A 12808-nucleotide genomic window follows, 5' to 3' on the forward strand; every position below is an offset into this window, starting at 1 on the left:
TGAACTAGTGGGGGCAAAATGATCGGATGTGAATGGCAACCTTCTTTAGAAGAGGAGCTTTTTAACGCAATATTTTATAATAATAGGCTGAAAGTATTAAGTATATTGGATTCAGGATTTGATATCAACATAACAAACAATCTTGGACAAACCCCTATCTACGTAGCTGCTGCTATATATAAAAATTTACTTATGGTCAAAACATTAGCTAGCTTTAACCCAGACTTTGAACATAAGAGTGATCTAGGACATACGCCTCTATCCAGAATCCTATTAGGAGAACATAAACATGCAGATGAAGTCTTAAAAATAATTAGAACTTTGCTAAAATCAGGTGCAAAATTAACTACCCGTTGTAACGGAGCTCTTCCTCTTCATATAGCAATAGTAACAGGATGTCATACAGATATAATAAAAGAATTGCTCACAGAAGATACAGTCAACGCAGCAGATTATTACGGATATTTTCCTCTTCACCTAGCAGTACTATATAGTCATATTAACATAGTTAAGATGTTAATAGAATATGAGTACACTAACATTAATATGTCTGATAGAGTTAGAAATACTCCTTTGATTTTAGCAGCTAAAATAGATAATCAAGAAATAGCATATCTTTTGCTGGGTCATGGAGTTAATCCATACTTAAAAAATACCGATGGGGAAGACTTTTTAGCATGTATAATACCAAAAGGTAAAGTATGTAACATAATACATGGCATCAATGAGTTTAGAGTTTCTTTGGAAGCTTTAGGAGAAAGTGGTATCGAGTCTAAAAATAAATTAAATATAGATCCATCCAAACCCGGCCCATATCGTACTAAAATATTTAGAACACACAAAGAGAATCGACCATATATAATTCCAGATAAGTCTATAAGATGTCAGCGTTATAAATCTATAAGGTATCAACGTTCAAGGTGTGAGAACGAATTTAGAGTATATTTGCCTAATTGCGATTCTCCTATGCTTCAAGTGGTACAACATGAAGAGTTCAATAATGAGTTGAATACAGATCCTTCTAGAACTCCCCTTAATCAATTAACAAATATGTGTAATGAATCGTTAGAACTGCCCAGACCAGATACAGTTTTATCTAGGTCTACTACTTCCAACTCATCTTATAATAGTTCATTAGCAACTAAAGGTTCATCTAATGTAAATTCACCTGGTTCTGGCCTTTCTTATCCCTTTATAACTCAATTTGAATCTTTCGCTCGAATATCAAGTACAAGCTCATCTGAATCAGATACGATGCAAAATGCAAAAAGAAGAAAATTAGATTGTACGTTTTCTGATAATGGTGAGAACTTAGAACGGTCAAGATAAAAAATGATAAAATAGCTGCATTTATAAACAAAAACTTATGAGATTTACAAAATAACAACTTCCTTTTAAAGAAGGAAAAGGGTAGAGTAATGTGAGTTTATTTTTATAAAGCATCTCGAAGTCTAGATGTCAAGGATTCAGAAATATCAGATCCAAGAGAATTTATATCTGGTGTATCTACAGAAGTTAGATATTGAAGTGCTAGTTGAGTTATCTAATTTACATCTGTATACTAAAATTGATCTATCAGTAGCCTTACTACGTTTAGATGTACAAGCTTCGCCACTAGACTCAGATGATGATCTTATACCTGATCCTGATAGCCTTTTACGTTTTTGTGTTAAGGAAGTAGTAGCATAAAGCATAGACGAATCTATATACGAAGATATGTGTGAAGTTTGATCAATCCTATACTTAAGTATATGTGATTTATTGCTAGATTCAGATGAACTTACGTTTGATATGTTCGAAAGCACCTTGTGCGTTTTAGGCATGTCAAATAAAGATATATCTGGCATATTATTGAACTGATTAACTATGCTGATCATCTTCTCTGAAGTTGCAAATGCACCAAAAGCCATCCCAGCGTTATTTGGTATTTTATAATCAGCTCTCCTATGTGATAATAATTTTACTATTTCTATATGATTTGCTTCAGTTGCCATAATTAAAGCAGTATTTCCTTCTTCATCTTGTATATCAAGATCAACACCACCACATATTAATATTTTAACAACTTTTTCATGCCCGTTCTGTGCTGCAAGATGTAAGGATGTAAATCCACGTTGATTTTTTGCATTAATAATATGCTTATTATCAAGCAAATGATTAACTATACCAATACAACCAGCTTCATCTGCCAAATGAATGGGGAAATTACCATCAATATCTCCCATGTCCAGCTTTGGACATAACCTCAATAAGGTATCAACTATGGAAATATTATTTATTAAAACTGCTGTATGTAGAAGGGTATATCCATTATTGTGATTTTCAATATTAGTTTGAGCACCTGCCTTCAATAGCTTTTCTATAATATTATAATTTTCATGTATAATAGCAAGATGTAGAGGCCTTCTTTATTTATTGCATTAATGTATACTCCAAAAAACAGCAAAGACTCTACCTTTGATTCATCTCCAGCTTCCACTGCATCACACAGCTCATCTTCTAAACTCATTAATTACCCCCGCATGTCAACTATTCTAAGGTATGCCAAATCTTATATATTGCAAGACTATTGAGAGAGTAAAGTAAATATCTGGATTTTGGTTGGTGTTGGAGAGGGATGTATTTTCTCTAAATTTTATAGTAAATTCACTTTAAATCAGGACTATTGGAAAGCGCGATAGATAGCTAAATTTATGTTTTTGCATCAGTTTTCTAATTCTAGACTTTAAAAAAAATGCTCAATGGGGTTCAAATCAGGAGAATATGGAGGAAGATAGAGTAAATTGCCTTTTCAATTAATTCTCTTGTTTTAGCGGTTTTATTGCATTATCGATAACTACAGTTGTATTAACAGGCAGCTCCGGTAGTGTTCTAACCATGTATTAAATACTTCTTTATCACACCCTCCAGTAAAGGTCAGAGGTGCAACAAATCTTCTTCCATCCTATTATGTTCTCGTCTTTTGCCAGTGCATGTATTTTCTCTCCTCTTGTCCATATTCTCTATATAATCTTTCATCTATATATACGATTGGTCTATTTTGGCAATTTTTTCGATAAATCTTTTTCATCTCTTGATAAATTTTTTTTAATGTGATTTTTAGCTGTTGTACCAAATTGCGCTTATTCCGAACCAATTTCATCTCTGCCAGCTGGATGCTTTTTTACATATTCTTCTAGGGGTCTATTTTTCGTATGAAACCACTAGCTTTTGCTGGTTTTATCCGGCAGATTGCTTTTTCAGCCATCTGTATAGTATTGCTATTCCAACAGCTCCGCAACCTCAGCTTTCGACTTCCCTTTCTCAACCATAGATACCGCTTTCTCCCGTAAATCTAAGCTATCTCTTTATATATTAAAAATTTCATTATACCTTTATCACTTATTTTTGAAAGTACTATAGTTAGGTGCTCGCCTTCAGCCTTAGTATTTCAGTATTAGATCTACTTTAGTTTATTTATAAACACAGCTCTCACAGTACGTTTGATTTAAATTGTACTAAATACAGATATTTACAGGTGAAATAGCTGTAGAGAAGAGAAACATAAATTACGTAGATATTGTCAGTGGTAATCTGATCATCTACATATTCTACGCCGCCCACTATCCAACAATATATCAAACCAAGAGTTTGAACAATTTGCTGTTACTGTTGGTAATGTAAATTCTACAGATGTACAGAAATATATTGAAGAGCAAGAAGCTCATAATAAGCATAATAACTTTAACGTCTCTGAGTTTTAAAACTCTTTATCTGCTTTATAAGCGTTACCATCAGCTCTAGCTGGTTGTTATTGATTAATGATACTTTTGTCTTGCAGTTTATCAATTTTGTTTTGATTTTTCTTATCAAGTTCTACCTTAATCTTATTATCATCTGCTGTATCAGGATACAAGTGGATTCTAATATCTCCCATTTTAGTAGGAAAAGAAATCACTATACCACTACCAACTACATTCATATAATTTCTTTTTCTTCCTACTTTTTCTCCATGAACTATACACTTATAACCCAAGTGTTCCGTAAGGAAATTGCTCATTTTTATTTCTTGCCTATTTATAGGAGGGGAAAATCAGTACAAAAAACACTTTAAAAAATGCAAAGAAGAAGTTAAGAAATTGAAAGAAGAATTCTGTATTATCTTTTGAAGAAAGATAATGACAATAAACAGATCAACATATGGGTTAGATGTAAGAGTGAAAAGGTACTACAAAATGGCAAAAAGCAAAAAGTAAAGCTCGATATGAAAATGTTTAAAGAAGAAGTGAAAGAATTATACTAGAATACAGTGATATTATGATCTATAAAATTGATCAGGTAGAAAAAGAAATTTTTACAGAAAACAACAAACCACTGATTGGTACATTATCACATAATTATAGTTAGTATAGCTTGCAAAATATATCTTATAGTGATCTAGCAACGTTTTTAATAGATAATAAAGATGATTTAATGAAAAAGTTAAGAGAAAGTGGTTTAATGTTAGTTAATTCTATTGACGTTATTGATCACAATGACAGCACATTAGTACATCCATATTCATTGAGAACATTAGTAGCAGCGCAATATATAATAAGCAGCAAATTTGACAATCTAAATATACAGCATGTAGGCTCTAATACTCTTGGCAAAAAAGCACAAGGCTGGTTTTAATTAATCCTGATTTGCAATTAAAATTGTTTAGGTTTAGAATGCTATTTTGAATAGTAATTTCTGTGGCAGAAAAAGCAAACGATATTAGACCTGGTCAAGTTTTAGAACATAACAATAAATTATATTTGGTAGCTAGCATAATGCATACTCAACCAGGGAAAGGTGGGGCTTATATGCAAGTTGAAATGAAGGATATTAAGACAGGTGCAAAGCATTATGAGCGTTTTCGTTCTGATGCCAATATAAAAAGGGCAATATTGGATGAGGAAGAGTACACTTATCTTTTTTCTAGTAGTAATACGCTTACTTTGATGAACCCTAAAAACTATGAACAGATAGTTATTAATGAAGATCTTCTTGGCGATAAAAAAGTTTATTTGCAAAGTGATATGAATATTAAAGTAGTAATGTATGAAGGAAGTATAATTTCTGCTCATGTGCCAAATTATGTTACATTAGTAGTTGAAGAAACTGAAGAGACGATAAAAGGGCAAACTGTTAGTGCTTCTTATAAACCTGCTATTTTAGAGAATGGCCTGCGAGTTTTAGTGCCACCCTTTATCAAGGTTAAAGATAAAATAGTGATACACACACCTGATGATAGCTATTATGAAAGGGCAAAATAATGACTATTACATCACCACTTATAAAAGTAATGATTGAGTCAATACGCAAAGCATCAAAACCATTGGCTCGTGACTTTCATGAGATTAATAAATTAAGATCCTCACGTGGAATAAGTAGTTTTTTGCAAAGAGCACAGTTGCGTTCAGAAGAGATAATATATGACGGTTTAATGAATTATAGGAAGAATTGTGATTTCTTATTTGTAGGTAATAAAGATGTTGCAATAAAAGACGATTACACAGGATTTATTATTGTAATGGATGGCCAAGCTAATTTTATTAATGCTATCAATTATTTTTCATTATCTATCCTTTTTCTAGACAAAAAGAAAGCTATAGCTGCTGTGATTGATGCTCCTGTACTTCAAGAAACCTTCTGGGTTGAGAAAGAAAATGGTGTATTTATGGAAGATCCACAATCTCACATTATTCCAATACGAATTAAAAGCAAACAGGGTTTAAAGGGAGCATTTGCTGATTGTTATAATATTAAGGGGAGCTTACTAAATAAATTGTTATTAAATGGAGTCAATGTGCGCCTTATGGGATCAGCACTTTTAAGCTTTGTTTATGTAGCAGCAGAACGTTTTGATGCATTAATTTGTGGTAATATCAATGAACATAAAACTGCAATTGGTAAACTTTTTTTGCAAGAAAGTAAAGGTAAAGTAAGCATGAATGACAACTTACTTATTGCAGGCAATCCAAATTTATGTGATTCTCTAGAGGATAAACTGAAGCACACTACTGTTGTTACATAATTTTAAAATGAATGTACTAATAGATAGTAATGATGTAAGGATAGATAGATATCTTCGTAGAATTATTCCTAACCTTAAACAATCCATTATAGAAAAGTTATTAAGAAAAGAGTTAATTAAGATTGATGGCTGTAAAGTTAAATCAAACTACAGAACTAAAATTGGCCAGTCTTTAACTATAGAAAATTTAGACTACGTTTCTTACCTAAACTCTGATAAAAAACGTAATGAAAAGATAACTAAAATGTTGCAAAGCAATGTTTTATATGAAGATGAATATATTATATCTGTCAATAAGCCTCAGGGAATAACTGTACAGGGTGGAACTAAAGTTCAAATTAGCATTGATGATTTGTTAGATCAAATAAAAGTAGGAGAAAAATTCAAACTTGTGCACAGGTTAGATAGAGATACTAGTGGTGTTTTGTTACTTGCACGTAATGCAGAAGCGGCAAGTTATTTAATGCAAGAGTTTAAAAACCGAAGAGTAGAAAAGATATATCTGGCATTAACTTCTGGAATACCGACCCAAAATAGTGGTTTTATAGACCTTCCCTTAGTAAAAAAGTATGTCTTTGGGCAAGAGAAAGTAGTTGTTGATGAAAATCTAGGACAAAGTGCTATTACACAGTTTTCAGTAATAAAAAAATGGCAATCTAAAGTTGCATATTTAAAGCTCAAGCCACTCACAGGTAGAACGCATCAGTTACGTGTTCATATGTCTTATATAAAGTGTCCCATTGTTGGTGATGGTAAGTATGGTGGGAAATATGCCTTTATTGCCGGTATTGCAAATAAAGTGCATCTTCATGCTCATTCTATTTCTTTTAAGCTTCCAAATAATAAAATTGTTACAATTACAGCACCAGTTCCTGAATATTTGGAAAGTTCTATAAAACTTTTAGGATAGCAACATCAGTACAGTATAAGAATAAACATCGCTGTTAAGTTAATATAAAAGTTTGAAAGTATTATTAATTCTGATTGACTGCAGTATCAAAAGATTTAGTACAATCTGCCATTATTTGTGATGAGCGACTAATGGGGTCCGTCATATAGAAATTAAACTCTTTGAGCGAAAAAGGAACCTTGCTTAAATTAATATTATGGTTAATGGAAATCCATTTATTTTTTATGACTTTGTTAACATTACGAAATTGTGGGCCGATTGACTCTAATTTTTTTCTCACATCATTTAAATCATCATATGGTAAAGCATGACCTATATATTTAGAAAGATTTTGAATAATCAACCAATCTTCTTTTGCCTCTCCTGGTGGAGGAACAGCAACACTAGTTCTCTGCACTCGTCCTTCAGTATTAATATAAGTTGCAGATTTTTCAACGTAAGTAGCACCAGGCAAAATTAAATCTGCTTTCTGTGCTCCATTATCACCATGATGTCCTTGGTAGATAATAAACGCATTTCCTAAAGAAGACATATCAATCTCATCTGCACCAAGCAGGTATATAACATCAATATTTCCACTGTTTGCAGCGTTTAATATTTGTTCAGTATCCTTTCCTCCCCTTTTTGGAGTAAAGCCAACGTCCATACCACCAATACGACCTGCTGCCTTATGTAGCACATTAAATCCGTTCCAATCTTCACGTATCATGTTAAACTTTTCTGCAATCTTGCCTGCTAGAGCCAAGATTGAACTAGCATCATCTCGAATCAATGCATCTTGACCAATAATTAACATAGGGTTTTTTGCATTATTTAGTGCACAACAAAATGCATGTGTGCCTGCTGCTATTGACTCCAAAATACTAGGATCATCACCTAGCTTTTTAACATCATATAAGTAATCTATGTCAGGACCAACACTTGCTACTACAAAATTTCCACTTAGATAATTTTTACGTAAACGTGCGTTAATTATTGGTGCTTCTATACGTGGATTTGTATTGATGAGCAGACACAAATCTGCATTTTCTATCCCAGCTATGGTAGTGTTAAAAACGTATGCTCCTCTGTTTTTTGGTATTAGTTTAGCTTTATCTTGACGGCAATCTAAATTACTAGAACCTAAACTTTGCATTAATTCTTTTAACAGCAACATAGATTCACAATCCGCCAAATCACCACTGATTGCAGCTATCCTATTTTCTTTTAATTTCTCTGCTGCTACAGTTAAAGCCTCATCCCATGCCACAGGTTTTAATTTACCTTCTTTCCTAAGGTAAGGATGATCAAGACGTTGCACTCTTAAACCGTCGTATGAAAAACGTGTTTTATTTGAAATCCAATCTTCATTTATCTCATCATTCGTTCTTGGAAGAACACGCATAATTTCAAAACCTCGATAATCTAATCTAATGGCGCTGCAAGTTGCATCTAAGATATCTATTGTATTGCAGTGAGAGAGTTCCCAAGAACGTGCCTTAAAGGAGTAAGGTTTGGAAGTTAAAGCACCAACTGGACAGAGATCAATTATGTTGCCAGAAAGTTCGGAACTAATGTGCTTTTTGATATAGGTGCTAATCTCCATATCTTCGCCCCTACCAATGCCACCAAGCTCACAGGTACCGGCAACATCCGATAAGAATCTAGTACATCTAGTACAATGAATACACCTATTCATTGCAGTTTCAATCAGTGGTCCAAAGTCTTTTTTAGGAACAGATCTTTTCATTTCATCCAATCTGCTTAGCCCCCTACCGTATGCCATTGTTATATCTTGAAGATCACACTCACCACCTTGGTCACATATAGGACAATCTAGGGGATGATTAATGAGTAAGAATTCCAGTACTCCTTCTCGTGCTTTCTTAACTTTAGGTGTATCTGTATAAATGGTCATACCCTCTGCAACTGGTGTAGCACAAGAAGCTACTGGTTTTGGAGGACCACCTACCACCTCAACTAAACACATACGACAGTTGCCAGCTATTTTTAAGCGTTTATGATAACAAAAACGAGGAATTTCAATTCCCACAAGTTCACATGCTTGCAGTATAGTTACTCCAGGATCTACTTTAGTTTTTATAGAATTTATAGTAACTTCTACCACTTTAGCCACTTCAAATATTAGACCACTTCAGTGGGTTACCACTTTTATCTTCAACTATACTACCATTGTTATATTGAGCTGCCATATACTCTGCACCAACAGTCCTGTCTATATATTTTACAGGCCTTACTGACTTACCATCATATAGCTTTTGTACAATACCCTTTTTACGTTGTGCAGGATTATTCTTGCTCGCGGTTTTTGCGACTTTTCCACCTTTTGCCATAAAAATTCCTTCGATTTCTTATATAATTTACTATTCTAAGTTTATACAGTCAATTATTTACTTTTTCCAAATAAAAATTGCATCAGTTAATTAGCATGTTAAACTAAGTTTAGCACCCTTAGCTCAGCTGGATAGAGCATTTGACTACGGATCAAAAGGTCGGGCGTTCGAATCGCTCAGGGTGCAGTAATGTTTAATCTAACACATATGCTAAAGTTATTAATTCTTTTACTTATTGTCCTACCAGCAATTTTTAGCAGTCTTATTCCTATTCAAATTCAAGCACTACTATACTCAATAAGCCTAAGCATAAAATCAATATTAATATTTGTTGTTCCCTTTATCGTTTTTGCTCTGACTTTCAGTAGTGCCAGTAGTTTAAAAACTGATACTTTTAAGTTTATTATATTGTTGTTATTTGCAGTTTGTTTATCTAACTTACTATCTAGCCTTCTTGCCTATTTTGCTGGCTGCATGATGTTCAATAATATTCGTGTTATACCAAATATTGAACACGTAAAAGATGATCTTTCTCCTTTGTGGCATTTTAAATTACCAACAATGATTTCAAATTTTCAAGCTTTATTTTTAGGGTTTGCATGCGGTATTATCTCATCTTATACTTCTCCTGAGAAAGGTAAAATTATTGGTGATAAGTTACTTAAAGGAGCTTTGTTTTTCCTGAAAAAATTCCTCTCACCAATAATACCAATTTTCATATTAGGATTTGTACTTAAGTTATTGCATGATCAGGTACTGTCAACTATGTTTAATAGCTATTTTATTATTCTTATTACCACTATCTTTATCACTTATTTTTATATCTTTTTATTATATGGAGCAGCAAGCTCTTTTAAAATAAAAGGTTGGCTTATGAGCATAAACAATATGCTGCCGGCATTTATTACTGCAATCACTACTATGTCAAGCAGCATGGCAATGCCTATGACTTTAATGGGAAGTGAAAAAAATACAAAGGAGCGTAATGTTACATTTTCTGTTATTCCAGCAACAGTGAGTATTCATCTTATTGGTGATTGTTTTTTTATTATTATTTTAACTTTAGCGATAACTTCATCCTTTAATGAGCATTCTTTAAACATAATAGATCATGCTGTTTTTCTATTTTTCTTTTTATTATCAAAATTTGCTATCGCTGCAGTTCCAGGGGGAGGAATAATAGTTATGCTTCCTGTTTTAGAACAATATCTAAAGTTTTCTCCGGCGATGTTATCGCTTATTACTGCACTTTATATGTTACTTGATCCAATCATTACCTCAGCTAATGTTATGGGTAACGGTGCATTTGCTATGTTATTTACCAAATTTTATAAAAAATTAAAGAAATGACCATAATGGCAATTGATACGGCAAGCACAAGATCTTCAGTGGCAATAATTGATGATAATGACAATAAATACACTGAAAGTAGTGATTGTGATAATTCCCATTCTGAATCTTTATTTAAATTAATAGAACTGCTTTTTAGTAAGCACAATTATAACTACAGCAAAATAGACTGCATAGCTGTAGCTATTGGACCAGGAAGTTTCACTGGAGTAAGGGCTGGCTTATCTGCAGCACAAGGTATTAACCTTGTTATACGAAAGCCTCTTTATGGAGTAAGCTCACTGGAGGCTCAAGCGTATGGAATATTTTGTGCTTATCATGGCCAGAAAAATATCAGAGCCGTAATTGACGCCAATCGTGATTTTGTATACACACAACTTTTTAACTGTGAGCTCATTCCCATATCAGAGCCTGAAATTATCCACAAAAATAACTTAGATTTAAGTAATTGTATAACTTATCAAGACATACAGATGCAAAAAATCGATGCTAGCCACATAGGTCTTTTAATACGCCATAAGTTAAGTAAGACGCATCCCATAAGCCCAGCTAAAGTTTTGTATTTAAGAAACTCTTTAATTTAAATAGCCTATTTTACACACTCAATAAAACATATGTAGTACTCCACCATTTTTAAAATTTTAGCTGTAGTGTCAATCAGTATTTCAATTTTATATATTGATATATATACTATATTTAGTATAATAATACTGCTTAACATTTTAGAGATCAAGTAGGGAGAGAAGTGATTGGTTCAAAAGAAGCATTAGCAGTATTAGAAAGACAAATCTTTGAAGCAATACGTAACAACAACATAGAAGGAATGATTGAAATATTAGGTCTAGGCCTTGATATTAATGTACAGGATTACTTGGGACAAACACCTATTTTTTTAGCTGCTTTACGTAATAATTTACCAATGGTTGAAAGGTTAGCAGAACTTGGAGCTGACCTTGAGGTAAGGGATAAGCTAGGAGATACGGTTCTAAGTAAGGTGTTATCAAGACGATACCCAAAAGATGTACGAAATATATCAAAAGAAAAGCAATTATCTATAGTTAAGTTTCTAATAGCATCGGGTGCAAAGCTTACAACCCATGTCTGTGGTTCTCTGCCTATTCATATAGCAATCAAAGAAAGGTGTAGTTTAAATATAATAGGAACACTGCTAACAAGTGATAATATTAATGAAAAAGACATTTGTAGACGTACACCATTATACTTAGCACTGTTATCAGGACGAGTTGACGTAGTAAAATTTTTGTTACAACATGAACAAATCGATGTTAACTCTAGCATAGAGGCAGGTCATGGAGAAGATTCTCCATTGATATTAGCAGCTAAAAAACAGTGTGTAGAGATAGTAGTACTGTTATTATTTTGTGGTGCTATCCCAAGTACAGAGTTTTTTGAACTTAGAATTAAAGGGCCAATGCAATTACTGATACAAAGTATTAAGATTATGTTATCCCAAAGTTTATATCCTATTAACCCTTACCATAAATATTTATTTGCACTATATAAGGAAGGTAATTGGGGTAAAATTGCTTTTAAACCTACTCTTTTTGTTAACTCAGTCTCTAAATTACGTTCATCTGAACGTGAAACTCCTAAAGAGGATCAGCGTAGAATATTAAACGCAACCACAAATAGATCTGTCATTTCTAGATTATATAGAACATCGTCTGCAAGTTCTCCTGGACCTGAAATATATAAAGAGCTTCATCGTAGAATGTTAGATACAGCTACACCTAGATCTGTCATTTCTGAACCACCTAGACCATGTTCTATAATTTCTGTTTCTACAAGCTCTCCTAGACCTAGTACTCCTGAAGAACTATTTACATCGGAAGAATTGAGTGTAAGCTTATCTGAAGCTATTGAGAATATAGAGGTTACTAGGTCCAGCATTTCTGAAACGTCTCAATCCACAACGTTAGATACAAGTTCAGCTAGATCTAGCTTTTCTGAATATTCAGGGTCAAGTGTGAGTTCATTCAGTCCATCTGGATCATACACAGTAGATACTAAAAGGAGAAAATCTGATTACATATCTCATTCTTGATAGCCATAACTAAATTTTACCAGACTATAAGAATGCAATAATCTCAAGAAAAACAATAAACTGTTCATACTTAAAGCAATCTAAGAAAATAGTTTAACTTCATTGTAGTT

Annotated in this window: 14 protein-coding genes and 1 tRNA gene; 10 read left to right on the top strand and 5 right to left on the bottom strand. The window is 33.0% G+C overall.

Annotated elements, in window-relative coordinates:
- Nucleotides 1–18: 18 nt before the first annotated feature.
- Nucleotides 19–1329: an ankyrin repeat domain-containing protein gene (locus tag AACL09_RS03840; RefSeq protein ID WP_339047085.1), complete on the top strand. Its 1311-nt coding sequence runs from the start codon at nt 19–21 to the stop codon at nt 1327–1329.
- 146 nt (nt 1330–1475) lie between these two features.
- On the opposite strand, the gene AACL09_RS03845 is transcribed toward AACL09_RS03840, so the two are convergent.
- From AACL09_RS03845 to AACL09_RS03855, 3 genes are all read right to left on the bottom strand, one after another.
- Nucleotides 1476–2387 carry an ankyrin repeat domain-containing protein gene (locus tag AACL09_RS03845; protein WP_410519832.1) on the bottom strand — a complete coding sequence of 304 codons (912 nt, stop codon included), beginning with the start codon at nt 2385–2387 and terminating at the stop codon, nt 1476–1478.
- On the bottom strand, nt 2360–2509 hold the full coding sequence (locus AACL09_RS03850; RefSeq protein WP_339047089.1) for a hypothetical protein: 150 nt from the start codon (nt 2507–2509) through the stop codon (nt 2360–2362). Before AACL09_RS03850 ends, AACL09_RS03845 begins: the two co-directional genes overlap by 28 nt.
- 1281 nt (nt 2510–3790) lie before the next feature.
- Nucleotides 3791–4039 carry a hypothetical protein gene (locus tag AACL09_RS03855; RefSeq protein ID WP_339047091.1) on the bottom strand — a complete coding sequence of 83 codons (249 nt, stop codon included), beginning with the start codon at nt 4037–4039 and terminating at the stop codon, nt 3791–3793.
- Between the two features lie 105 nt (nt 4040–4144).
- Here AACL09_RS03855 and AACL09_RS03860 point away from each other — a divergent pair, with 105 nt between their 5' ends.
- The 5 genes from AACL09_RS03860 to AACL09_RS03880 all read left to right on the top strand — a co-directional run bounded on the left by AACL09_RS03860 (nt 4145) and on the right by AACL09_RS03880 (nt 6950).
- On the top strand, nt 4145–4282 hold the full coding sequence (locus tag AACL09_RS03860) for a hypothetical protein (protein ID WP_339047093.1): 138 nt from the start codon (nt 4145–4147) through the stop codon (nt 4280–4282).
- A gap of 110 nt (nt 4283–4392) precedes the next feature.
- Nucleotides 4393–4653 carry a hypothetical protein gene (locus AACL09_RS03865; protein ID WP_339047095.1) on the top strand — a complete coding sequence of 87 codons (261 nt, stop codon included), beginning with the start codon at nt 4393–4395 and terminating at the stop codon, nt 4651–4653.
- Between the two features lie 62 nt (nt 4654–4715).
- The gene (gene efp, locus AACL09_RS03870) at nt 4716–5279 is read left to right on the top strand and encodes an elongation factor P (RefSeq protein ID WP_339047097.1); all 564 of its coding nucleotides are present in this window, start codon (nt 4716–4718) and stop codon (nt 5277–5279) included.
- On the top strand, nt 5279–6040 hold the full coding sequence (locus AACL09_RS03875; RefSeq protein ID WP_339047099.1) for an inositol monophosphatase family protein: 762 nt from the start codon (nt 5279–5281) through the stop codon (nt 6038–6040). The genes efp and AACL09_RS03875 overlap by 1 nt, the downstream gene beginning before the upstream one ends.
- A 7-nt stretch (nt 6041–6047) precedes the next feature.
- A complete protein-coding gene (locus AACL09_RS03880; RefSeq protein ID WP_339047101.1) occupies nt 6048–6950 on the top strand; it encodes an RluA family pseudouridine synthase in 903 nt (300 codons plus the stop codon).
- 64 nt (nt 6951–7014) lie between these two features.
- Here AACL09_RS03880 and nuoG read toward each other — a convergent pair whose 3' ends face one another.
- Nucleotides 7015–9057 (bottom strand): NADH-quinone oxidoreductase subunit NuoG, encoded by a 2043-nt coding sequence (nuoG, locus tag AACL09_RS03885; protein WP_339049011.1) that lies wholly within the window; start codon nt 9055–9057, stop codon nt 7015–7017.
- A 10-nt stretch (nt 9058–9067) separates the two neighbouring features.
- Nucleotides 9068–9283, bottom strand: a complete 216-nt coding sequence (locus AACL09_RS03890; protein ID WP_339047103.1) for a hypothetical protein — start codon at nt 9281–9283, stop codon at nt 9068–9070.
- 112 nt (nt 9284–9395) lie between these two features.
- Between AACL09_RS03890 and AACL09_RS03895 the strand changes: the two genes are divergently transcribed.
- The 4 genes from AACL09_RS03895 to AACL09_RS03910 all read left to right on the top strand — a co-directional run bounded on the left by AACL09_RS03895 (nt 9396) and on the right by AACL09_RS03910 (nt 12698).
- Nucleotides 9396–9469 (top strand) — tRNA-Arg (locus AACL09_RS03895).
- A 21-nt stretch (nt 9470–9490) separates the two neighbouring features.
- Nucleotides 9491–10633: a cation:dicarboxylate symporter family transporter gene (locus AACL09_RS03900; protein WP_339047105.1), complete on the top strand. Its 1143-nt coding sequence runs from the start codon at nt 9491–9493 to the stop codon at nt 10631–10633.
- The gene (tsaB, locus tag AACL09_RS03905) at nt 10630–11217 is read left to right on the top strand and encodes a tRNA (adenosine(37)-N6)-threonylcarbamoyltransferase complex dimerization subunit type 1 TsaB (RefSeq protein ID WP_339047106.1); all 588 of its coding nucleotides are present in this window, start codon (nt 10630–10632) and stop codon (nt 11215–11217) included. Before AACL09_RS03900 ends, tsaB begins: the two co-directional genes overlap by 4 nt.
- Before the next feature lie 161 nt (nt 11218–11378).
- A complete protein-coding gene (locus AACL09_RS03910; RefSeq protein WP_339047108.1) occupies nt 11379–12698 on the top strand; it encodes an ankyrin repeat domain-containing protein in 1320 nt (439 codons plus the stop codon).
- The last annotated feature ends 110 nt before the right edge of the window (nt 12699–12808 follow it).

Origin of the sequence: Candidatus Mesenet endosymbiont of Phosphuga atrata (assembly GCF_964020175.1) — a bacterium.
Taxonomy (GTDB): Bacteria; Pseudomonadota; Alphaproteobacteria; order Rickettsiales; family Anaplasmataceae; genus Mesenet.